This window comes from Ephemeroptericola cinctiostellae, assembly GCF_003339525.1.
GTDB classification, from domain to species: Bacteria; Pseudomonadota; Gammaproteobacteria; order Burkholderiales; family Burkholderiaceae; genus Hydromonas; species Hydromonas cinctiostellae.
This window is the reverse complement of record NZ_CP031124.1, coordinates 484,282-505,798: the sequence shown is the minus strand read 5'-3', so window position 1 is coordinate 505,798 and position 21,517 is coordinate 484,282. Positions and strand designations below refer to the sequence as shown.

General features: G+C 48.0%; 23 protein-coding genes. 7 read left to right on the top strand and 16 right to left on the bottom strand.

What is annotated here, in order from left to right; genetic code table 11:
* The first annotated feature begins 18 nt into the window (after nt 1-18).
* Nucleotides 19-1,017, top strand: coding sequence for a hypothetical protein (locus DTO96_RS02465; RefSeq protein ID WP_114562051.1), 999 nt, complete (start codon nt 19-21; stop codon nt 1,015-1,017).
* A gap of 132 nt (nt 1,018-1,149) precedes the next feature.
* On the opposite strand, the gene DTO96_RS02460 is transcribed toward DTO96_RS02465, so the two are convergent.
* The 3 genes from DTO96_RS02460 to DTO96_RS02450 form a co-directional block, all read right to left on the bottom strand.
* Entirely contained in the window at nt 1,150-1,986 is an 837-nt protein-coding gene (locus tag DTO96_RS02460; protein ID WP_157964304.1) for a 2OG-Fe(II) oxygenase, read from the bottom strand.
* A gap of 197 nt (nt 1,987-2,183) precedes the next feature.
* Nucleotides 2,184-2,990, bottom strand: a complete 807-nt coding sequence (locus DTO96_RS02455) for a YiiX/YebB-like N1pC/P60 family cysteine hydrolase (protein WP_114562049.1) — start codon at nt 2,988-2,990, stop codon at nt 2,184-2,186.
* Between the two features lie 171 nt (nt 2,991-3,161).
* Nucleotides 3,162-5,201 carry a cation:proton antiporter gene (locus tag DTO96_RS02450; RefSeq protein WP_114562048.1) on the bottom strand — a complete coding sequence of 680 codons (2,040 nt, stop codon included), beginning with the start codon at nt 5,199-5,201 and terminating at the stop codon, nt 3,162-3,164.
* Nucleotides 5,202-5,352: 151 nt separating this feature from the next.
* Here DTO96_RS02450 and DTO96_RS02445 point away from each other — a divergent pair, with 151 nt between their 5' ends.
* The 6 genes from DTO96_RS02445 to galE all read left to right on the top strand — a co-directional run bounded on the left by DTO96_RS02445 (nt 5,353) and on the right by galE (nt 10,212).
* Nucleotides 5,353-6,348: a KpsF/GutQ family sugar-phosphate isomerase gene (locus DTO96_RS02445; protein ID WP_114563887.1), complete on the top strand. Its 996-nt coding sequence runs from the start codon at nt 5,353-5,355 to the stop codon at nt 6,346-6,348.
* On the top strand, nt 6,348-6,938 hold the full coding sequence (locus DTO96_RS02440) for a KdsC family phosphatase (RefSeq protein ID WP_225972536.1): 591 nt from the start codon (nt 6,348-6,350) through the stop codon (nt 6,936-6,938). The genes DTO96_RS02445 and DTO96_RS02440 overlap by 1 nt, the downstream gene beginning before the upstream one ends.
* Complete coding sequence (lptC, locus tag DTO96_RS02435; RefSeq protein WP_114562047.1) at nt 6,938-7,570, top strand: LPS export ABC transporter periplasmic protein LptC; 633 nt, start codon at nt 6,938-6,940, stop codon at nt 7,568-7,570. Before DTO96_RS02440 ends, lptC begins: the two co-directional genes overlap by 1 nt.
* Nucleotides 7,571-7,579: 9 nt before the next feature.
* Nucleotides 7,580-8,119: a lipopolysaccharide transport periplasmic protein LptA gene (gene lptA, locus DTO96_RS02430; protein ID WP_114562046.1), complete on the top strand. Its 540-nt coding sequence runs from the start codon at nt 7,580-7,582 to the stop codon at nt 8,117-8,119.
* A 165-nt stretch (nt 8,120-8,284) separates the two neighbouring features.
* Nucleotides 8,285-9,034: an LPS export ABC transporter ATP-binding protein gene (gene lptB / locus DTO96_RS02425; protein WP_114562045.1), complete on the top strand. Its 750-nt coding sequence runs from the start codon at nt 8,285-8,287 to the stop codon at nt 9,032-9,034.
* 161 nt (nt 9,035-9,195) lie between these two features.
* A complete protein-coding gene (gene galE / locus DTO96_RS02420) occupies nt 9,196-10,212 on the top strand; it encodes a UDP-glucose 4-epimerase GalE (protein ID WP_114562044.1) in 1,017 nt (338 codons plus the stop codon).
* 143 nt (nt 10,213-10,355) lie between these two features.
* Here the strand turns inward: galE and DTO96_RS02415 are convergent, their stop codons facing one another.
* The 13 genes from DTO96_RS02415 to atpB form a co-directional block, all read right to left on the bottom strand.
* Complete coding sequence (locus tag DTO96_RS02415) at nt 10,356-10,922, bottom strand: MlaC/ttg2D family ABC transporter substrate-binding protein (RefSeq protein ID WP_157964303.1); 567 nt, start codon at nt 10,920-10,922, stop codon at nt 10,356-10,358.
* A gap of 147 nt (nt 10,923-11,069) precedes the next feature.
* On the bottom strand, nt 11,070-11,978 hold the full coding sequence (locus DTO96_RS02410; protein WP_114562042.1) for an MlaA family lipoprotein: 909 nt from the start codon (nt 11,976-11,978) through the stop codon (nt 11,070-11,072).
* Nucleotides 11,979-12,020: 42 nt separating this feature from the next.
* Nucleotides 12,021-12,524: an outer membrane lipid asymmetry maintenance protein MlaD gene (gene mlaD / locus DTO96_RS02405; protein WP_114562041.1), complete on the bottom strand. Its 504-nt coding sequence runs from the start codon at nt 12,522-12,524 to the stop codon at nt 12,021-12,023.
* A gap of 100 nt (nt 12,525-12,624) precedes the next feature.
* Nucleotides 12,625-13,410 (bottom strand): lipid asymmetry maintenance ABC transporter permease subunit MlaE, encoded by a 786-nt coding sequence (gene mlaE, locus DTO96_RS02400; RefSeq protein ID WP_114562040.1) that lies wholly within the window; start codon nt 13,408-13,410, stop codon nt 12,625-12,627.
* A complete protein-coding gene (locus tag DTO96_RS02395; RefSeq protein WP_157964302.1) occupies nt 13,407-14,153 on the bottom strand; it encodes an ABC transporter ATP-binding protein in 747 nt (248 codons plus the stop codon). The genes mlaE and DTO96_RS02395 overlap by 4 nt, the downstream gene beginning before the upstream one ends.
* A gap of 214 nt (nt 14,154-14,367) precedes the next feature.
* Nucleotides 14,368-14,784 (bottom strand): F0F1 ATP synthase subunit epsilon, encoded by a 417-nt coding sequence (locus DTO96_RS02390; protein ID WP_114562038.1) that lies wholly within the window; start codon nt 14,782-14,784, stop codon nt 14,368-14,370.
* 147 nt (nt 14,785-14,931) lie between these two features.
* Entirely contained in the window at nt 14,932-16,311 is a 1,380-nt protein-coding gene (atpD, locus tag DTO96_RS02385) for a F0F1 ATP synthase subunit beta (RefSeq protein WP_114562037.1), read from the bottom strand.
* Nucleotides 16,312-16,657: 346 nt separating this feature from the next.
* Nucleotides 16,658-17,542 carry a F0F1 ATP synthase subunit gamma gene (gene atpG / locus DTO96_RS02375; protein ID WP_114562035.1) on the bottom strand — a complete coding sequence of 295 codons (885 nt, stop codon included), beginning with the start codon at nt 17,540-17,542 and terminating at the stop codon, nt 16,658-16,660.
* Between the two features lie 70 nt (nt 17,543-17,612).
* Nucleotides 17,613-19,154 carry a F0F1 ATP synthase subunit alpha gene (gene atpA / locus DTO96_RS02370; protein WP_114562034.1) on the bottom strand — a complete coding sequence of 514 codons (1,542 nt, stop codon included), beginning with the start codon at nt 19,152-19,154 and terminating at the stop codon, nt 17,613-17,615.
* A gap of 52 nt (nt 19,155-19,206) precedes the next feature.
* Entirely contained in the window at nt 19,207-19,740 is a 534-nt protein-coding gene (locus DTO96_RS02365) for a F0F1 ATP synthase subunit delta (RefSeq protein ID WP_114562033.1), read from the bottom strand.
* A 31-nt stretch (nt 19,741-19,771) separates the two neighbouring features.
* Nucleotides 19,772-20,242: a F0F1 ATP synthase subunit B gene (locus DTO96_RS02360; protein ID WP_114562032.1), complete on the bottom strand. Its 471-nt coding sequence runs from the start codon at nt 20,240-20,242 to the stop codon at nt 19,772-19,774.
* Between the two features lie 95 nt (nt 20,243-20,337).
* Complete coding sequence (gene atpE / locus DTO96_RS02355) at nt 20,338-20,574, bottom strand: F0F1 ATP synthase subunit C (RefSeq protein ID WP_114562031.1); 237 nt, start codon at nt 20,572-20,574, stop codon at nt 20,338-20,340.
* Between the two features lie 68 nt (nt 20,575-20,642).
* Nucleotides 20,643-21,500 carry a F0F1 ATP synthase subunit A gene (gene atpB / locus DTO96_RS02350; protein ID WP_114562030.1) on the bottom strand — a complete coding sequence of 286 codons (858 nt, stop codon included), beginning with the start codon at nt 21,498-21,500 and terminating at the stop codon, nt 20,643-20,645.
* Nucleotides 21,501-21,517 lie beyond the last annotated feature (17 nt).

Sequence of the window (21,517 nt, the reverse complement as noted above, 5' to 3'; positions counted from 1 at the left end):
CCTCAACGGAAGATGACCATGAAAAACACCAAAGCCCTTTTCCTGCATCACCTCACGGCGCTGTCGAACCTGCTCACGGCATCGAGCTTGCAGGACAATCCAGCACTTTGGCTGTATCAAAACAATGCCCGCACCACCTTATTTTACCTCGAAGCCATGACGCGAGCTTTGGCTCGTTTTCATGATAAAAAACGCTTTAATCAGTTGACGGAACGTTTCAAAACACTTGAAGACGGCTTGGGACAAATCGATTACTTTGATGCCTTCATCAAAGAGTTTTCTGGGAACCCTGTGATTCCAGTTGAAGTGGTCGAGCTCCTCACTCAACAGCGCCAAGCGCATCTTGCCCAGCTTAACAGCACATTACACAATGATGATTGGATTGGCGATGCCGCCCAACGCATCCACAAAATTCGCAATGGCAAATCCAGCCAGAAAATTGATTGGCTGAGCGATGATGCACTCATTGCACAACTGTGTCGTTTGTATCATGACAAAACAGTTGAAATCACTGAAGCCTTGAGTCAACCCATTGTCAGCATTGAAGCGGATTTGCATGAGTTGCGCCGCGACATCCGTTGGCTCAGCATTTACCCACAAGCGTTCAAGGGTTACATCACCCTGACCCGCCCGCGTGCCATTGTCGCGCGCAAATTTGACAAGTATTTGACCGACGAGATTGTGCACTCGCCTTACAACGCCTTACCCAGTGTGCCAGATATCAGTTCACCCGTACAATTGAATGTCAACAATTTCTATGCCATGAGCTGGTTCATTGCCGCGTTGGGTACATTGAAAGACCAAGGGTTGCGCTTGGATGCGCTGACCCACGCCATTCATGTCACTCAAAAAATTTCACCAGAGGCCGCACAGGCACAAGCACTCACCGCTTTAGGTTCACAGCAAGCCACCATCACTGACATCATTCAAGCCGCCGAATTTGCCATGAAGCAGGTTAAAGCTGATGGCATTTTTATGGGCTTGTTGAGCGCATCACAGCCCAACGCTGGCAAATGACCATGAGCCATTGATAAATCACCTGTTAACGAGCAGGGCGCCGTGAGCGGTGCGTCACTCAAAAAAAAACGGACATCTTGTCCGTTTTTTCAACTTTCACTCCAATGCTTCGCTACACTTTTGAGCCATTGCTCAAAACTCCCTCTCGCGCAGCCACTTCGTCGCAATGTATTTAACGCCTTTGACCACAGGCACACCCGCATGCAAAGTCATCGGATCAATCGCACCGTACTCATCAACATTACAAAAAAACAATGCAGAGCCTTTACGTGGACGCACTTCAAAACCAATGTTTGGCATGCTCGTACCGCCCCCCTCGTCCACATCGGACAAGTACATGATCACGGTGCCCACCCGCTGCCCTGCTTGCTCCACATGTTTTTGACTGCCAGAGTAAGCAGGGTCGAAGTAATCATGGTGTGCACGGTATTCGCCACCCTGTTCATAACGCAAAATTTGTAAACCCTCGCCTTGCGCAACAGGCCAGTTGACCAAAGAAGCCAAACGCTGCTCAATGCGATCAACCAATGGCCATTCGGCCCGCTTAAACGAGCACCCCGTACTGGTGCGATGGGCATGGGCAACAGATGTGCCCAGAGCCATGTCCACCACCGTTGAATCTTTTAATTGAGAGTCAGACAAAGCAACCATTTCATCACACTCAGCATCGGTCAACACATGTTCAAAATACACCGTATAAGGTGCTTTCATGTGGGTCAATACACGCACCTCATGCCCATCCTCACAAACAATGCTGTTGCGCTCAATCGCCACACTCGGGCGTGCTTGTTCCGTTCGTGAAGCCACCACCACTTCACCCAAACGCACGTCTTCAAGTGCTTTGGTCGCAATAGGCAGTTTAAATCCATTTTTAAGCATCAAGGTCAGGATTGAATTGTCACTGCAACCCTTGGCCACGTTGTCATGCAGCCAAATCTGCCATTCCTTGGGGAGTAATTTTAAAGACATCTGCGGCTCCAATACAAGCATCTAAGAACATTCACATTCCAACTGACAGCGCCCATCTTTTCAGCCTACGTAGTTAACGCAGGTCATTTAAAGTCAAAGCACACCATTCAATTGAATACAAATCCATAAGACATAATACCGCAGCAATGCAAAAATGAAAAGCCATCTAAAGGTGTAGCAATATAAAGAACGCTCTTTCAAATGACCACACGCCTCACGGCCTCAACACCATCGCCCCCCTCCTCATCACCTTCAGCCCAATGCAAACGATGAAAATCAAAATTTTGGGGTAACGCAGGCTTGATCACTTCAAAATAAGGCGACACATCAAAATCCCGAGGCGTGTATAAACTGTAATGACGCACATGCAGCACTTCCTCTACGCAACCATGACACGCCCCAGACTCCACCGAGTTTTCCTCAATGATGGGTAAAATGGGGTAGCGAATCGACTCAAATGCCTGCGCCACTAGACTCGAACAAATCGCCCGCGTCGGATCACCGCTGCCCAAAGCCAGCATTCTGCGACGAAAGCGTTGGGTCACAGGCGGCGTGGGTAACAAATAACGCACCAAGTCAAACACATGGCTCAAATCATATTGATCACCAATGCGTGAAATCGCATATTCTGCCACCTGCTTGCGCTCGGCTTCAGTCAATCCAATCGGGCGACAAATGCGCACATTGAGGTCTTTGAATGCCTCCACCCCAATACTGCGCACCCCTTGCGTGGTGTCGCTTTCAATCAAACAATGGCTGGCATTGGTTTCGTTGTGCGGCAAATAATCACCAACAAACAAGGCCGAGTGCGACCACGTCGACTGGGTTAAATATTTAATTGCGGAGCTGAAGCGCGTGTGACCTTCAACCAGCAGCACATCACCAGTTTGTAAAGTGTCTCGCAAAATTTGAGCCGATGGCGATGGTGCAAGGCTGCGCATGGGTCGGGGCATGCTGAGATAGCGCGCTAACCGTGTCCCCAAAGATTCCAATACACTGTTCATATCGTTCCTTTTTGTCATCAGCCATGCACGGCATGTTGGCATGAACGATCGAGGTTGAGTAAAAGCTCAAAGGTCAAAGTGAACATCTGAGAATATGATGCCCAAAATTTGATCAAGGCACCCCATCAAACTTTTCCACCAAAACCTGCACAGTTTACTTTTTCTGTACCCTTAAACCTCACCATTCAAAGCCTGTGCGGCATGCTGAACATCATACGTACTGCCTGCAAAAATAATCACATCGTGCTCAAGCAAACTGGGGTCTGCATGTAAATCAAGTGTCTCACCCGAGCGGACAATATGGGTCACCTGAACGCGCCATGCGACCAAAGGCAAGGTGCTCAACGGCTGCTCCAGCCACAAGCTTTCATCCTTCAGTGTCACCATCAACTCTTGCATTTGCTCGGCTTTTTTAACTTTTCGTGCCGCTGCGGGCTGACCAATGGCATCAGGTGTACCCGTTGACAAACCAAATGGATCGGCCGATTCATCAAAATGTTGGCGCAATAAATCGTAGCGTCCGCGGCGTTGATTGGCGATGAACGTCAACACCTCCTGCGGTGCAACACCAGCGGTGAGTAAGGTTTGACTGGCCAAAACCAAACTGCCCTCCAAAATTTCAGGTACCACGGCCACCGCTCCCGCTTGCTGCAACTGCTCCAAAAACACATCATCCAAGGTGCGCACAATGACGGGTAAATCAGGATTGATCGACTTGACATGATGCAACACGTGCAATGCAATTTTTGGCTCAATGTATGTGATGACCAAAGCCCGCGCACGAGCGACTCCTGCTGCGAGCAAAGAATCTTTGCGTGTGATGTCGCCATAGACCACATCATGCCCTTGCAGCACGCCTTTTTGCACGCGTTCGGGGTCATTGTCGATGCCAATGTAAGGCATGTTTTGCTCTCGCAACAAACGCCCCAAATCCGTGCCACTGCGTCCAAAACCAGCAATGATGACATGTTGCTCCGCCTCAATGCTGTTACTGACGATGTTGGTCAATTGTAAAGATTGCAACATCCATTCACTGCGGGTGAAACGAAAAACAATTTTATCGGCATACTGCAAAATAAATGGCGTCAAAAACATCGAAATCAGCATGGCTGCCAACACCCATTGTCCGACCACAGGATGCACCAATTGGTTTTGCAACGCCAAGGTCAACAACACCAAACCAAACTCCCCCGCAGGCGCAAGTGCCAAAGCCGTTCTCACCGAATTGCCCGGAGAGTTGCCAAAAAATTTGGTCAGCCCAGCAATCACCGCAAATTTTGCCGCCAACACCACCACCAAGGTGATGAGCACCCACGGTAACTGGGTGTAAATTTGAGGCAAATTCAACTGCATCCCCATCGTGATGAAGAAAAACCCCAGCAAAATGTCCTTAAACGGCTGAATGTCTTCTTCAACTTGCATCTTAAACTCGGTTTCAGAGATCAGCATGCCCGCCACAAATGCCCCCAAAGCCAAAGACAAGCCCGCCATTTCAGTCAGCCAAGAGAAACTCAAGGTCATCAAAAACAAATTGAGCATGAACAGCTCTTGAGAGCGCCGCTTCGCCACCAAAGTCAACCATGCGTGCATGGGCTTTTGCCCCAAGCCCAACAGCAACGCCAAAACCAACGCCGCTTTCAACAACCCCACACCCATCAACATCAATAAGCTGGACTCTGTGTCTGCCAAGGCAGGGATCAAAATTAGTAAGGGCACAACCGCCAAGTCTTGAAACAACAACACACCAAAAATATTGCGCCCATGCTGCGAATCCAGCTCCATTTTTTCGGTCAGCACTTTCATCACAATCGCGGTCGATGACATCGCCAACACACCGCCCAATGCCAGCCAGCTCGAACGCCCCATTTTGTAATCATCGGGCAACAACCAATCCACCACAAAACCCAACACAACCGCAACCGCCATCGTCCCAATCAATTGCGAACCGCCCAAACCGAACACCACCCGCCGCATCGATTTCAATTTTGGCAATGAAAACTCCAAGCCAATGGTGAACATCAAAAACACAATGCCAAATTCCGCCAAGTGACTGGTGTTCTCATCATCAGGCAACAAACCAAAAGAATGCGGCCCGACTATCACGCCCACAAACAAATACCCGAGTATCGGCGGCAAATGCATGAGGCGAAACACCACCACACCAAAAACGGTGAAGGCAAGCAAGACAACAAGGAGCGTGAGACCATGCATAGGAAGGAAGTGCTTTCAGATGGGCGGAAAATGGGCGTAAAACTACGGTAAACGGAGCGATAAAAAGGACTGCGAAAAGGTACACAACAACCCGCGTAAAACCCCACTTCCGTTGTGCATATGTCTTAAAAACGTTATACTGACAGCCATGATGATAACAAACAATTCCACACATTTAAATGACGATGCGATATTAAATGTCGCACTCAACGTACTGACCATTGAGGCACAAGCCTTGATGGATTTAACGCGTACATTAGACATCAATTTCGTGAATGCCGTACGAACCATGTTGGCTTGCAAAGGGCGTGTGGTCGTTTCAGGCATGGGCAAATCCGGTCACATCGCACGTAAACTTGCAGCAACTTTTGCTTCTACGGGTACGCCCGCTTTTTTTATGCACCCAGGTGAGGCTGCGCATGGTGATTTGGGCATGATTACTGCCGACGATGTGGTACTTGCCCTCTCCTATTCAGGTAAGAGCGATGAATTGATGGCCATTTTGCCCGCTGTTAAACGCCACAACACCAAACTCATTGCCATGACAGGCAATCCAGAGTCTCCAATGGCGAAATTGTCAGATGTGCACCTATTGGTCAAGGTCGAAAAAGAAGCTTGCCCACTCAATCTGGCACCCACCGCCAGCACAACTGCCAGTTTGGCTTTAGGCGATGCCTTGGCTGTGGCTTTACTTGAATTACGTGGTTTCAGTGCGGATGATTTTGCCCGCTCACACCCAGCAGGTGCACTGGGTCGACGCTTGCTGACTTATGTGGCCAATGTGATGCGCTTGGGTGATGACATCCCAGCCGTCTCAAGCGGAGCCAGCCTCACCGATGCTTTGTTGATGATGAGTCAAAAACGCATGGGCATGACGGCGGTTGTTGATGAAGCGCACAAAGTATTAGGCGTTTTGACCGATGGTGATGTGCGACGTTTATTTGAAAAAGGAGTCGACGTCCGAACCCTTCGCATCGATGATGTGATGCACCCAAACCCGCACACCATTGCATCCGATGTCTTGGCCGTATCGGCTGTTGAAATGATGCAAACACACCGCATCAATCAGCTTTTAGTGGTCGATCAAGACCATGCTTTGGTGGGTGCTTTGAATGTCCACGATTTATTTGCCGCTGGAGTCATGTAATGACAAATGCATTATATTCGCCCACCACCATGCCATCCGACTTTGTGATTGCCCTCGCACGAAATGTGCGCTTGCTGATTTTGGACGTGGATGGTGTGCTCACCACTGGCTATTTGGACTATGATGCACAAGGCGAAATGGTCAAATCCTTTTATGTACAAGATGGTTTGGGCATTCAACTGCTGCGTCAAATGGGCATCCCGATTGCCATCATCAGTGGCCGCGACTCGAAAGTGACTGCGGCGCGCGCCAAAGATTTGAAAATCGATTTCCTCATGCAAGGCGCACAAGACAAAGGCGCCGCTCTGAAGCAATTGATGATCGACGCCCAAGTCACCCCTCAACAATGCGCGTATATGGGTGACGATGTGATTGATTTGCCCATTTTGCGTGCTGTTGGCTTCGCCAGCAGCGTGCCCAACGGCCATGTGCTCGCACAACGTGCCGCCCATTGGGTCAGCAGTTCCAGCGGCGGCGCGGGCGCGGTGCGCGAACTGGCAGAGCTGATTTTATTCGCTCAAGATAAACTCAACAGTGCTTATGCGGCTTACCTCTATGATGAACAACACCCCAACTTGGACATCATGTAATGGATAAAATGACCTTTTCTCGCTGGCGTTATTGGCTGCGCTTTCACCTGCCCAATGTATTGTACTTATTGATTTTATTGGCGGTGGCCGCAGGCAGCTACTGGTGGATCACCAAAGACAACGCCAATGTGAAGCCCTCAAAAGAGAGCCACCCCGAGCTCGTCGATGCCTTCACATCGGGCATGCAAATCAACCGCACAGGTAAAAATGGTGCGGTCGCTTACGTGATTACCGCCAAAGAGGTGGTGCATTATGGCGATAAAGATGCCGAGTTGAAAGATGTCACCGTTGTGGCCACACCCATTGGCCAACCCGTCTCCACATCCCGTGCAGATAAGGCCATTTGGTCGGATGCAACCCACGTCATTGAGCTCAATGGCAATGTCGTGATGGATCGCTTAACCACACCTGAAGCCCCACCCCTTCACCTCACCACCGATGCCATGAGCATTGGTTTATACAACAACATTGCCAGCAGCGACTTGCCCTTTGTCATGACCCAAGGGGATGACAGCATCACAGGTCGTCGCTTTCGCTACGACTACGCCTCCCGCAACATCATCATGGGCGGGAAAACGGGCGATCGAGTCAAAGGCATGTTGCACAATGCAAAAATCGGCTCAGCCAAATAAGGACCACACATGACACTCGGACGCTTCCTCTTGGCAGGCTTACTCGCCATTGCCTTACCTTCTGTGGTGCTGTATGCGCAAAACAGCAAGTATGACCGCAGCCAGCCATTGGTGGTTGAGGCCGATGGTGCCACATACACCGACATCACCCAAACCAGTGTGTTTACAGGCAGTGTGATTTTGAAACAAGGCAGCATGGTCATTACCGCCGATCATGTTGAAACCATCGTTGACCCTGAAGGCTATCAGTACGCCACGGCCAGCATGGAAAAAGGTGGGTTGGTTAAATTCACTCAAAAACGTGAAGGCACCAATGAAGTGATGAAAGCACAAGGCAACAAATTGATTTATGATGGCAAACAAAACCTCATCGTGCTGTCCAATAAAGCACAAATGCAACGCTATAGCGCTGCGGGCAAACTGTTGGATCAAATCAATGGTGACGAGCTGGTGTACAACCAACTCACCGAAGTCTTTGAATCTCATGCGGTGCCTGGCGTACCTGGACGCACACGTGTGATCATCACACCCAATTCAAACATCAAATAAAACCATGCAATGAAACCCATGAACAACCCGATGTGTTTTGGGAGTTGGGCTGACTTGATGTTCCTCAGGTATGTGAGGTAGACCCGTACAACACCTGAGGTTTTAATCAAACGCAAAGCAAGGGTTTCCACTTTGCGATTAACAATAAAACATAACGAGCACCCCATGCAAGACAGCCACCACCTCAGCGTCAATCAACTCAAAAAGCGTTACGGCGCACGAACCGTCGTCAAAAACGTCTCTTTTGACGTCAAAAGTGGTGAAGTCGTTGGTCTTTTGGGGCCAAATGGTGCGGGGAAAACCACGTGCTTTTACATGGTGGTCGGTTTGGTCGGAGCCGATGATGGGCAAATCACTTTGGATGACACACAGATCAACCGCATGCCCATGCACCAGCGTGCCCGCCTGGGCCTGTCTTACTTGCCGCAAGAAGCATCCATTTTCCGCAAATTAACGGTTGAAGAAAACATCCGCGCCGTGCTTGAGCTGCAACGAGATGACCAAGGCCGTAAACTCACGCGTGCTCGCATTGCCGAAGAGTTGCATCAATTGGTGGCCGATTTGCAAATTGGTCATATTTTACACAGCCCCGCTCCAGCCCTTTCGGGCGGTGAACGCCGTCGGGTTGAAATCGCCCGCACACTGGCCACACGACCTCGCTTTGTGTTGCTGGATGAGCCTTTCGCAGGCGTCGATCCAATTGCCGTCATTGACATTCAAAAAATCATTCATTTTCTCGTTGAGCGCAACATTGGTGTGCTGATCACCGATCACAATGTCCGTGAGACGCTGGGCATCTGTGACCGTGCATACATCATCAGCGAAGGCACTGTGCTCGCGCAAGGCAATGCACGCGAGATTGTCGACAATGAGGCCGTACGACAAGTGTATCTGGGTGAAAACTTCACCATGTAATCCCCTTGAATGCATCCAACTGATGTAAATCAACCCGCATCTCGATGACCAAAGCCCATTTACTTTGAAGTAATGGGCTTTTTACATCCGATTTTACCCGATGGGTGGGGCTCAATTCAGGTTAAAATCTTGACTCAAATACAACTTATATTCGAGGGCATATGACAAAAATTTTACTCACAGGTGGTACGGGTTATATTGGCGCACACACGGCTGTATGCCTCATTGAGGCAGGTTTACAACCCATATTACTGGACAATTTCATCAACAGCTCACCCAAGGTGGTGGATCGAATTGAGCAATTGACGGGCATTCGCCCAGAGCTCATTGACATGGATGTGCTGGACACCACTGGCATCACCCAAGTTTTGCAAGCACATGACATCGAAGGCGTGATTCACTTTGCCGCACTTAAAGCCGTGGGCGAATCCGTGGCCAAACCATTGGCGTATTATCACAACAATGTCATGGGTTTGATGAGCGTTTTGCAAGCCATGCACGATACAAAAGTACAGCACATTGTGCTCAGCTCTTCAGCCACCGTGTACGGTGAAAACACACCTGTGCCCTACAAAGAAGGTGGCCCCCTGTCCGCCACCAGCCCATACGGTGAATCAAAAGTCATGATGGAGCACATCACCCGCGATGTGGCGCGGGCGGAGCCTTCACTGCGCTATGCCATGTTGCGTTATTTCAACCCAGTGGGTGCTCACCCATCTGGGTTGATGGGTGAGCACCCACGCGGCATTCCGAACAACTTGATGCCTTATGTTCAACAAGTGGCGGTTGGTTTGCGTGACCAACTGTCTATTTTTGGCAACGATTACGACACGGCAGATGGCACGGGTGAACGCGATTACATTCACGTGATGGATTTGGCACGCGGACACGTTTTGGCCATCCAACATCTGTTAAATGGCAAAGGCTCCATCACGGTTAACCTCGGTGTTGGCAAACCTGTATCCGTTTTACAAATGGTGAAGGCCTTTGAGAAGGCCAGTGGAAAAACAATCCCCTACCAATTTGCACCTCGCCGTCCTGGAGACATCGGTTGTTTCTACGCAGACCCAACCTTATCTCAACAGGTGCTGAAATTTCACACCGAGTACACCATTGAAGACATGTGCCGCGATGCATGGGCATGGCAGCGCAAAAACCCCAATGGTTATGATGACTAGATGGATCCACATTAACATCCATCTGACAGGCATCAAAAAAGCCCGCTATTGCGGGCTTTTTTAAGGGTGATTCTTATTTTGTTAGATGTCCATCAAAGGTTTTTTAAACCAAACCGCCTGAGTGTACCAACAACAACGTCATCTTAATGTTTCGATTTTAAATAACTGATCAAAGCAGGCACGCCGCCTTTGGCCACCACGGGGCGAAATTGCCCAGCATAGCTTTGCACCAACCACACACCCGCCACGCTTAAATCATTGACTTTCCAACCGCCGTTGTTTTCTAAGCGATATGTCACCATCTTTGCACCATTACTGGTGTTGATGCGCGTGCGAACCTCATTGCCGCTCGCTGGATACACGTCAATGCTGTTGACAGAAGCCCCCTTCAAACTGCCCGCATACGTGCGTGTCAAGTAACGACGCGACTCTGACATCAATTCATTTTGCTCGGTTGCACTGGCGTTGTTCCATGCAGGGCCCACCACGCGCGAAATCATGCTGCGAAAATTCACATGAGGCATGATGTTGCCATCGACATATGTACCAACAGCACCAGCATTGCCACTCTTTAAACCTGGATTGGCACGCAATGCAGCCACCACGTTGTCCGACATCTGTTTAACAAACTGATCTGCAGTTTCTGCATGCGCCACAGAAACCGCCGACATCAAACCCAAAGCCAATAAAACACGTTTCAAAAATTTCATGATTTTTCTTTTCTTCCCTAAAAATTTAAACTCACATTTCAAACCACTGCACATCCTTTTACCAGATGAACACAGTCACATGCCTGAGACCATAATGCATGTACCCAACCTCCAGTTGACACAACGCAGAGACAACCGCCCGATGCCTTATTTTTTTTCACCCGCAACAGGTTTTGTCAGCTGCTTGGCCAGACGCTCTGCTTCAGCCAAAGGATCGCTCACACCTGTTACTGCATTTACTTCAAGCGATGCCTTATTGACCTCAGGCTCGTTGTGAACAACCGGTTCAACAGGGGTCGCCTCTCCAGAAGCCAATGGCGCTTCATCGGGTGCATAATCTTCATCGCGCACATCCGCTTCTCGTTTTTGTAGCCACGCATCACGGGTCATGCTGTAACGATCAAAAGCCACATCATCCACAAACTCCAAGGTTTCCAACAAGCTTGTGCGTGTATCCACCAGTTTCAAGCCACGCAAAGAGTTGCGAATCTTAATTGCCCTCACATAACCAATCGGGTCGGCAATAAAATCAATGGGTTTTGCCAATGCATCTCGAAGGGTTGATGGCCCTAAACCTGGCAACATCACAAAAGGCCCAGAAGGCACCCCCCATTTACCCAACGTTTGCCCAAAATCCTCTTCATGTTTCGGAATGTGCCACTTACTGGCCATGTCAACACATCCCCCTACCCCCACTGTGGTGTTCACCACAAACCGACAGACATCTTGCCCAGCGGCTTTGAATTTGCCTTGTAAAACATTGTTCAACGCCGTATAAGGCACACTTAAATTCTCAAAAAATCCGTGCACACAACCTCGCGAACCCGCCGGAACAATTTTTTGATAGCCTTTGGCAATCGGCTTAAACATGACCTGATCCCAACCATCATTGAATTGGAAAGCACCGCGATTAAATGCTTCGAAGCGATCATGGGTCAGAACCACGTCATCAACCACTGGTGAATTCACCAGCGCATCGGTGCTTTGAGCATGGCTGCTGACAAGCGTCAAAATCAATGACGCCCCCAACAACCATTGTCTCATTAAGGTATTCATGGCATCCCCCAACAGGTGGTTTTTTGTATTTTTATTGTAAGCTTATTTGACTGGTGGTGCATCAACCGCATCTGCCTTTGAAGCTGTTTCAGCCTTGTTAATGCCAAACTGCGTGATGAGGTCTTCCAACACCATTGCAGATTGCGTGTTGTCCAGAGTCTCACCCGCCGCCACAGGATGCTCAACATCCGCACCTTGCGTTAAACTGATGAACTGAGCCCCCAGCAAACCTGCCGTATTAACCGATGCGCCGCTGTCTTTGGGCACCTTCAAACCATTGTCAAGAATCAATGTGACTTGAGCCTTGTACTCGCCGTTCACATCCTTCAGTTCAATCCCACCAACACGACCGACCACCACGCCAGACATTTTAACAGGGGCGCGTTCCTTCAACGTCCCAATATTTTGGAAATTCACTAAAACAGGGTATCCACCTTTGGTTGACCAACCCCCTTTGCCCCCCACAACCAAAGCCAAAGCGATTAAACCCATCACACCGAGCAATACAAACAAACCCACCCAGATGTCAATTTTCTTTTGTTGCATAATATCCTCAATCACATAACACACAAGCCATACCACTCATGCGAATTCAAAATCCTCATCAGCCTTAGCCAAAACCATTAACACTGAAGCAACCATTGGATCAGCTGAACATCAATGCCGTCAAGATGAAATCCAAACCCAACACCAACAAAGCCGACTTCACCACTGTGCGGGTGGTCGCTTGAGCCACCCCTTCGGGTGTTGGATGAGCTTGCGCACCTTCATACACGGCCAAAAAACTCACAGCCAAACCAAACACAGCACTTTTAATCAAGCCATTGACCACATCATCACGCACATTCACGCCATCTTGCATCATCGACCAAAAAGCACCTTCGTCCACTCCCAGCCACCAGACTGCAACCACATAGCCACCATAGACCCCCACCAACGCAAACAAGCCTGTCAGCATGGGCACAACAAAGCCCGCAGCCCAAAAGCGAGGTGAAAACACACGGTTGACGGGATCCACCCCCATCATCTCCATCGCCGCCAGCTGCTCACCAGCCTTCATCAGGCCAATCTCAGCGGTCATGGAGGTACCCGCACGTCCCGCAAACAAAATGGCCACCACAACAGGTGCGAGCTCACGCACCAAAGACAAAGCCACCAACAAACCCACCATGCTCTCAGAGCCCACACGACTCAGCGTATAGTAAGACTGAAGCCCCAACACCGCGCCAATAAATGCCGCCGAAACCAACATGATGACCAGAGAATAGTTTCCTAAAAAATGAATCTGTTGAAAAACCAAACGTGTTCGCGTCCACCACACCCTCACATTGGCAAACAAAGCCCCCAACATGCGCATGGCAAAACCCAAGGTTGAGATGCTTGAACGCACTGAACCGCCCAATTGCGCCAACCCATTGATAAATACGCTCATGCGCCCACCTCCAAACCATGCCGCCCATGGACAAAACGTTTTATGAAAGGGTCTTCATTCGCCCACAACTGCATCGGCGTACCCTCCGCAACGATGTGTGCGTGGTGCATCACATACACATAATCAGCAATGGCAAACGTCTCCTGCACATCATGCGACACAACGATTGAAGCCGCATTCAATTCATCTGTTTGCTCACGAATCAGCTGGGCGATTGTATCCATCGCAATCGGATCTAAACCAGCAAAAGGCTCATCAAACAACATGATTTGAGGGTTTTGCGCAATGGCCCGCGCCAAAGCCACTCGTCGCGCCATACCACCAGAAACCTCACTGGGCATTTTTTGAGCCGCATCAGCCAAACCAACGGCTGTGAGCTTGGTCATCACTTGTTGTTGAATGTCAGCCTGACTCAATGCTGTGTTCTCACGCAATGGAAAAGCAACATTCTCAAACACCGACATGTCTGTGAATAAAGCACCAAACTGAAACAACATCCCCATTTTTTTACGCAACTCACGTAATGCAGATGCATCATCATATGGCAAAGGCGCACCCAATAAAGTTGCCTCACCTCTGCTTGGTCGCAACAAACCAGCAACCAATCGAAGCAGTGTCGTTTTACCACACCCTGAAGGACCCATGACGGCAACCACCTGCCCTCGTGACACGGATAAACTGACCCCATTCACAATGGGGTCAGCGTGGCCATAAGAAAAATGGACTTGATTTAGTTTAATCATAAACTCTATAAAAGATTGGCACCACCAAAGAAACCTAAAATACTTAAGGCTAGAAACAACGTGATTCATCAAAACGATATGTATAAATGACAACATCGCATCAAAAGTATAATGATACCGAAAAAAAAGCCCACTTGAACTTTCAAGAGGGCTTTTTCCATCATTTACATACCGCCTAACAATACATATGCCAAATGTGTGGTTTATTTGTTGATTATTTTTTACGGCGGAATTTTGCCAAGGCGGCCAATTCAGCCATTGCCAGAGCGAGTTCTGATTGAGCATAGGCATGGTCAATGTCGCCTTTGTTTTGGCTTAACATTTCTTCTGCACGCGATTTTGCCTCAAGAGCACGTGCTTCATCAAGGTCTTCACCACGAATGGCCGTATCTGCTAAAACAGTCACGCGATTGGGCTGCACTTCCAAAATACCACCCGCAACAAACACCAATTCTTCTGTCTTATCAGCCATTTCAATGCGAACAGCACCCGGTTTAATGCGCGTAATCAGTGGCGTATGCCCAGGCATAATACCCAATTCGCCAGACTCTCCAGGCAGAACCACAAAAGAGGCTTCGCCACTAAAAACTTCACGTTCAGCGCTGACCACATCTACGTGTATTGTACTCATAATATGTCCTAATCAACCTCAAAGACCCAAAAAAGAATGCAGCATTTTATCCGCATCATTTGAGTTTTACTAAAAATTTTCGCGGGTAACCCGCGAAAATTTTCTAACATAAACCAAGAAAAGTAGGGTTATACTTTTCTTAAACGTTTAGTTCATTTTAGCTGCTTTTTCTACTGCCTCGTCAATGCCACCCACCATGTAGAAGGCTTGCTCTGGCAAATGGTCGTATTCACCAGCAATAATGCCTTTGAAACCACGAATTGTTTCTTTCAAAGTCACATATTTACCTGGAGAACCTGTAAACACTTCAGCCACGTGGAAAGGTTGAGACAAGAAACGCTGGATCTTACGTGCACGACCCACGATTTGTTTGTCTTCTGGAGACAACTCATCCATACCCAGAATCGCAATGATGTCACGCAATTCTTTGTAGCGTTGCAATGTTTGTTGCACACCACGGGTCACAGAATAATGCTCGTCACCAATCACGTTTGGATCAATTTGACGGCTGGTTGAGTCCAAAGGATCCACTGCTGGATAAATACCCAATGAAGCGATATCACGGCTCAACACCACGGTTGCATCCAAGTGACCGAATGTTGTTGCTGGAGATGGATCAGTCAAGTCATCCGCTGGCACGTAAACAGCTTGGATCGATGTGATTGAACCTTTTTTAGTCGATGTGATGCGCTCTTGCAAACGACCCATTTCTTCCGCCAATGTTGGTTGGTAACCCACCGCTGATGGCATACGACCCAACAATGCAGATACTTCGGTACCAGCCAATGTAAAGCGATAGATGTTATCCACGAAGAACAGAATGTCACGGCCTTCATCACGGAAGTGCTCAGCCATTGTCAAGCCAGTCAAAGCAACACGTAAACGGTTTCCTGGAGGCTCATTCATCTGACCATACACCAGCGCCACTTTATCCAGAACGTTAGAGTCTTTCATTTCGTGGTAGAAGTCATTGCCTTCACGTGTGCGCTCACCCACGCCCGCAAACACAGAGAAACCACCATGTTGTTTCGCGATGTTATTGATGAGCTCCATCATGTTCACGGTTTTACCCACACCCGCACCACCAAACAGACCCACTTTACCACCCTTAGCGAAAGGGCAGATCAAGTCGATCACTTTAATACCCGTTTCAAGCAATTCAGTTGAAGGCGCGAGCTCATCAAATGCAGGTGCCAATTGGTGAATCGCACGTTTGTGCTCAGAAGACACTGGACCCGCTTCATCAATTGGATTGCCCAAAACGTCCATGATGCGACCCAAAGTCGCTGCACCAACGGGTACAGTGATGGGTGAGCCTGTATTTTTCACAGTCAAGCCACGGCGCAAGCCGTCCGATGAGCCCAAGCAAATCGTACGCACGATGCCATCGCCCAGCTGTTGTTGGACTTCCAAGGTCAACTCAGAGCCATCCATGACCAACGCGTCATAAATTTTAGGGATGCTGTTACGCGGAAATTCGACGTCGATGACCGCACCGATACACTGAACAATTTTACCTTCTACCATATTGCACTCTCAATCTGAACTTAAATGACTCTTTGCGGCCACACTACTTAGCCACACCACATGCTTTTTGCCAAAACATTGTTACGTCTTGGCAGGTTTTCGACTGCTCAGTCACGGTTTTTGAACCCATTTGCTCAAGCAACACCGCTGACATTTTTTGGATGTCCTCTCTTTGAGACACCCTACTGACAGCGCAATGTTCCAGTTGTTTAACCAACGCTTGACACGCTTCTGGCAGATTTTCCCACTTTACTTCGGATGCGTTGTTTTGTACTACCGTTTGCTTTGTACAAGCCGATAAACACATCAGCACCGCACACATCCATTTTTGAATCTTCACAATTACTTAAGAAGCAATTGCAGCCGCACCACCAACAATCTCTGACAACTCTTTGGTAATCGCCGCTTGGCGTGATTTATTGTAAATCAACTGCAACTCACCAATAACTGTTTTTGCATTGTCTGAAGCCGCTTTCATCGCAACCATACGGGCAGACTGCTCTGATGCAATATTTTCTGCAACCGCTTGATAAACCAACGCTTCAACGTAACGCACGAGCAACTCATCCACCACAACTTCTGCACTGGGTTCATATACATAATCCCAAGCATACGATTTTTTCTCTGCTTCAGATTGCGCCATTAAATCATTGGGCAAAGGCAACAACTGCATCAATATAGGCTCTTGCTTCATTGTATTGATGAATTTGGTGTAAGCCAAATACAACACATCAATTTCACCCGCGATGTACGCATCGATTTGCACTTTGATCGAACCAATCAAATCGTCAATGTGAGGTGCGTCACCAATTCCAGTGTTATGCGACACAACTTTTGCCTTGATTCGATTTAAAAAACCCAAACCTTTGCCACCAATGGCACTGGTTTGAATTTTTGTACCTGCGTCATCCCAAGCTTTAAATTGAGCCGTTGCAGCACGCATGATGTTTGTGTTCATACCGCCGCATAAACCCTTGTCTGTCGACACCAAAATCATACCAGCACCTTTAATTTCAGGGCGTGCCACCAAAAATGGGTGCTTATATTCTGGGTTGGCCGTGCTCAGCTGCGCTGCGATATTGCGTGCTTTTTCAGCGTATGGACGTGCAGCGCGCATGCGTTCTTGTGCCTTACGCATTTTTGATGCCGCCACCATTTCCATGGCTTTGGTAATTTTGCTCGTGTTTTGTACGCTTTTGATCTTACCGCGAATTTCTTTAGTACTTGCCACTGTTCGTCCTTTTGTTTTTATTAAGGGCTTAACGTTTCGAGTAAACCCTTAACTCAAACTCAATTCAAATTTAGAATGCCGCGTCTTGTTTGTAAGTCTTAACGGCTGCTGCCAACAAGGCTTCGTCTTCTTTGGTGACTTCTTTTTTGCTTTCGATGCTATCAACCAAACCTGAATGGCTTAATTTCAAGAAATCATGTAAACCTTTTTCAAAAGGTAACACATCTTTAACATCGATGTCATCCAAGTAGCCATTGTTCGCTGCATACAATGATGCGGACATTTCCCAAACTTGCAATGGTTTGTATTGTTGTTGTTTCAACAATTCAGTCACACGGCGACCACGTTCAAGTTGTTTGCGAGTGGCTTCGTCCAAATCAGAAGCGAACTGCGCAAACGCTGCCAATTCACGGTACTGTGCCAAATCAGTACGGATACCGCCTGACAATTTTTTAACTGCTTTTGTTTGTGCCGCACCACCCACACGAGAAACTGAAATACCTGCATTAATCGCTGGGCGTACGCCCGCATTGAATAAATCAGTTTCTAAGAAAATTTGACCATCGGTGATCGAAATCACGTTGGTTGGAACGAAAGCTGTCACGTCGCCCGCTTGAGTTTCAATGATTGGCAATGCGGTCAAAGAGCCTGTTTTACCTTTAACAGCACCGTTCGTGAACTTTTCAACATACTCTTCAGACACACGTGCTGCACGTTCGAGCAAACGGCTGTGAAGGTAGAACACGTCACCAGGATAAGCCTCACGTCCTGGAGGGCGGCGGAGTAATAATGAAATTTGACGATAAGCCCATGCTTGTTTGGTCAAGTCATCATAAATAATCAAAGCATCTTGACCACGATCACGGAAGTATTCACCCATTGTGCAGCCCGCATACGGAGCGAGGTATTGCATTGCAGCTGAATCAGAGGCTGTTGCAGAAACGATGATGGTGTAGTCCATCGCACCATGTTCTTCAAGCTTGCGAACCACGTTAACGATAGAAGAGGCTTTTTGGCCAATCGCAACATACACGCAAACCATGTTTTTGCCTTTTTGATTGATGATCGCATCAATCGCAACAGCTGTTTTACCTGTTTGGCGGTCACCAATAATCAATTCACGCTGGCCACGGCCAACAGGTACCATTGCATCAATCGCTTTCAAACCTGTTTGCACAGGTTGATCAACCGATTTACGCCAAATAACACCTGGTGCAACTTTTTCAATCACATCCGTTTCTTTGGCATTGATTGCGCCCTTACCATCAATCGGCGCACCCAAAGCATTCACAACACGGCCTTGCAACTCAGGACCGACTGGAACTTCCAAAATACGACCCGTGCACTTAACGATGTCACCTTCAGAAATGCTTTCGTATTCACCCAAAATCACCGCACCGACAGAATCGCGTTCCAAGTTCAATGCCAAACCAAACACGTTGCCTGGAAATTCTAACATCTCACCTTGCATCACGTCTGACAAACCATGAACACGGCAAATACCGTCCGTTACTGACACTACAGTACCTTGCGTGCGCAAGTTAGCAGAGTCGTCTACACCTTGAATGCGATTTTTAATCAGTTCGCTGATTTCTGAAGGGTTCAATTGCATGCTATTGCTCCAAAATTTTCACCACCAGTCGCGTCACTGCGACTGGCATCTCTCAAGCCATTAAGGCTGATTGCATGCGTGCCAACTTGGCACGCACAGACATATCCAACACTTCATCACCAACAGTGACGCAGAAACCACCAATCAATGACGAATCCACACTCACGGTGGGGTTGAGCTTTTTGCCCAACTTTTGCTCTAAAGCAGTTTTCAGCTCTTGCACTTGAGCGACATCCAACGGAAATGCTGAAACAATCAGCGCATCCGCAGAACCTTCAAATGCATGCTTATGTGCAACAAAAGCCTCAAACACCGCTGGCAGCGCGTCCACACGATCAGCCTGAACCACTGCACTGAGGAAATTGCGCATACCATCTGTCGTTGGCTTGATTGCAGCTGTAAGCACGCCATTCAATTGGTCGACATTGATGCTTGGATTGCTCGCCAATTGACGAATTTCGTCATTTTGAGCGACAGCCGATGCAGCACTTAAAAACTCATTCCACGCAGGCAAGGCATTTTCAGCTTTGGCCACATCGAAAGCAGCTTGTGCATACGGGCGGGCGATGGTACTCAATTCAGCCATAATGACTCCGTTTACCTAATTACAATTGCGCTTAGAGTTGAGCTTTATATTGCGCCAACAAGTCTGCATGGTTTTGCGGGTTGATTTCGCGACGCAAAATCTGTTCCGCACCTGAAACCACCAACACAGACATTTGATCGCGTAAAGATTCTTTTGCACGAACAATTTCTTGTTCTGCGTCAGCTTTAGCCGCGGCAATGATACGTGCAGCCTCTGCTGAAGCAGTTTCTTTTGCTTGAGCTTCAACAGCCAAAGCACGTTTTTCAGCATCAACTAAGATTTGGTGAGCATGCTCACGCGCTTCTTTTTCAAAACCAGCCGACTTAACCTTTGCCTCTTCAAGACTTTTATTGCCTTTATCAGCAGCAGCCAAGCCTTCAGCGATTTTATGACGACGTTCATCAATCGCCTTCATCATTGGAGGCCAGATGAATTGCATGGTTACCCAAGCCAACACAAAAAATACGATGGTTTGGATAAATAAAGTTGCATTAATATTCACGACTTCATTCCTTTAGTAAACGCAAAACGCATGTTTTGCGTCAAGACAACACTGCATGCCGACAACCAGCACACAGACGACAGCGTTAGACGCTATTAGCCTTTGAAAGGATTAGAAGTAGCGAACCACAACGCAACTGCAGTACCAATAATGAATGCAGCGTCAATCAAACCAGCCAACAAGAACATTTTAGTTTGCAGTTTGTCCATCAACTCAGGCTGGCGAGCAGAAGCTTCTACCACTTTACCACCCATTAAACCGATACCGATACAAGCACCCAAAGCGCCCAAACCGATAATCAAACCACATGCTAAAGCTACGAAACCTTCCATGACCAACTCCTTTTATGAAAAAACAAACAACCTACAAAAAATGAAACAACTGAACTGCTATGCAAAACTTAGTGCGACTCATGTGCTTGACCCACATACACCAAGGTCAACATCATGAAAATAAACGCTTGCAACAAAACAACCAAGATATGGAAAATCGCCCAGATCGACCCTGCAATTAAATGACCCAAAGCCAAACCAATCCCAGTGCCCATGCTTACCGTGCCCCACGCCGCACCCATCGTTGCGATCAAGGCAAAAATCAGCTCGCCCGCAAACATATTACCAAACAGTCGAATACCCAAAGAAAGTGTTTTTGAGAAGTACTCAACAATGTTAATAAACAAGTTGGGAACGATGAGAGCCCAATGATTACCAAATGGTGCAGAAATCAGCTCATGAGCAAAGCCACCCAAACCTTTAATTTTCAAGCTGTAATACATCATCAGCAAGAACACGCCCAGCGCCATGCCCATTGTTGCGTTGATATCAGCTGTTGCCACCACACGTGTGTATGACAAATGCCAACCAAACATATTGTTTAACCAACCCGCCAAATCAATAGGCACCCAATCCATGGCGTTCATCAACACAACCCAGAAAAACACGGTCAAAGCCAAAGGTGCGATGAAAGTACGATCACCATGCACAATGGCTTTGGCTTGATCATCAACAATCTCAATCAATGCTTCAACTGCGGCTTGTGTACGGCTAGGCACACCTGAAGTCACTTTACGCGCCACCAACCACAGCAAAAACAAGCCAAGCAAGCCCAAGAAGACCGAGAAAAACACAGTGTCGACATTGATGACGGAGAAATCAACGAGCTTGGTTTGCTTTTCGCCAGAGTTTGTCAAGTTGATCAGATGGTGACCAATGTACTCAGACGAGTTCGCGGGTACGTGGTGTCCTGCTTCTGTTGACATAAAAAACCCCAAAAAAA

Excerpts from the sequence above, each read along its gene's own strand:
- DTO96_RS02465 (WP_114562051.1), top strand. The coding sequence starts at position 19 with ATGAAAAACACCAAAGCCCTTTTCCTGCATCACCTCACGGCGCTGTCG.
- DTO96_RS02460 (WP_157964304.1), bottom strand. The coding sequence starts at position 1,986 with ATGTCTTTAAAATTACTCCCCAAGGAATGGCAGATTTGGCTGCATGAC.
- DTO96_RS02455 (WP_114562049.1), bottom strand. The coding sequence starts at position 2,990 with ATGAACAGTGTATTGGAATCTTTGGGGACACGGTTAGCGCGCTATCTC.
- DTO96_RS02450 (WP_114562048.1), bottom strand. The coding sequence starts at position 5,201 with ATGCATGGTCTCACGCTCCTTGTTGTCTTGCTTGCCTTCACCGTTTTT.
- DTO96_RS02445 (WP_114563887.1), top strand. The coding sequence starts at position 5,353 with ATGATAACAAACAATTCCACACATTTAAATGACGATGCGATATTAAAT.
- DTO96_RS02440 (WP_225972536.1), top strand. The coding sequence starts at position 6,348 with ATGACAAATGCATTATATTCGCCCACCACCATGCCATCCGACTTTGTG.
- lptC (WP_114562047.1), top strand. The coding sequence starts at position 6,938 with ATGGATAAAATGACCTTTTCTCGCTGGCGTTATTGGCTGCGCTTTCAC.
- lptA (WP_114562046.1), top strand. The coding sequence starts at position 7,580 with ATGACACTCGGACGCTTCCTCTTGGCAGGCTTACTCGCCATTGCCTTA.
- lptB (WP_114562045.1), top strand. The coding sequence starts at position 8,285 with ATGCAAGACAGCCACCACCTCAGCGTCAATCAACTCAAAAAGCGTTAC.
- galE (WP_114562044.1), top strand. The coding sequence starts at position 9,196 with ATGACAAAAATTTTACTCACAGGTGGTACGGGTTATATTGGCGCACAC.
- DTO96_RS02415 (WP_157964303.1), bottom strand. The coding sequence starts at position 10,922 with ATGAAATTTTTGAAACGTGTTTTATTGGCTTTGGGTTTGATGTCGGCG.
- DTO96_RS02410 (WP_114562042.1), bottom strand. The coding sequence starts at position 11,978 with ATGAATACCTTAATGAGACAATGGTTGTTGGGGGCGTCATTGATTTTG.
- mlaD (WP_114562041.1), bottom strand. The coding sequence starts at position 12,524 with ATGCAACAAAAGAAAATTGACATCTGGGTGGGTTTGTTTGTATTGCTC.
- mlaE (WP_114562040.1), bottom strand. The coding sequence starts at position 13,410 with ATGAGCGTATTTATCAATGGGTTGGCGCAATTGGGCGGTTCAGTGCGT.
- DTO96_RS02395 (WP_157964302.1), bottom strand. The coding sequence starts at position 14,153 with ATGATTAAACTAAATCAAGTCCATTTTTCTTATGGCCACGCTGACCCC.
- DTO96_RS02390 (WP_114562038.1), bottom strand. The coding sequence starts at position 14,784 with ATGAGTACAATACACGTAGATGTGGTCAGCGCTGAACGTGAAGTTTTT.
- atpD (WP_114562037.1), bottom strand. The coding sequence starts at position 16,311 with ATGGTAGAAGGTAAAATTGTTCAGTGTATCGGTGCGGTCATCGACGTC.
- atpA (WP_114562034.1), bottom strand. The coding sequence starts at position 19,154 with ATGCAATTGAACCCTTCAGAAATCAGCGAACTGATTAAAAATCGCATT.
- DTO96_RS02365 (WP_114562033.1), bottom strand. The coding sequence starts at position 19,740 with ATGGCTGAATTGAGTACCATCGCCCGCCCGTATGCACAAGCTGCTTTC.
- atpE (WP_114562031.1), bottom strand. The coding sequence starts at position 20,574 with ATGGAAGGTTTCGTAGCTTTAGCATGTGGTTTGATTATCGGTTTGGGC.
- atpB (WP_114562030.1), bottom strand. The coding sequence starts at position 21,500 with ATGTCAACAGAAGCAGGACACCACGTACCCGCGAACTCGTCTGAGTAC.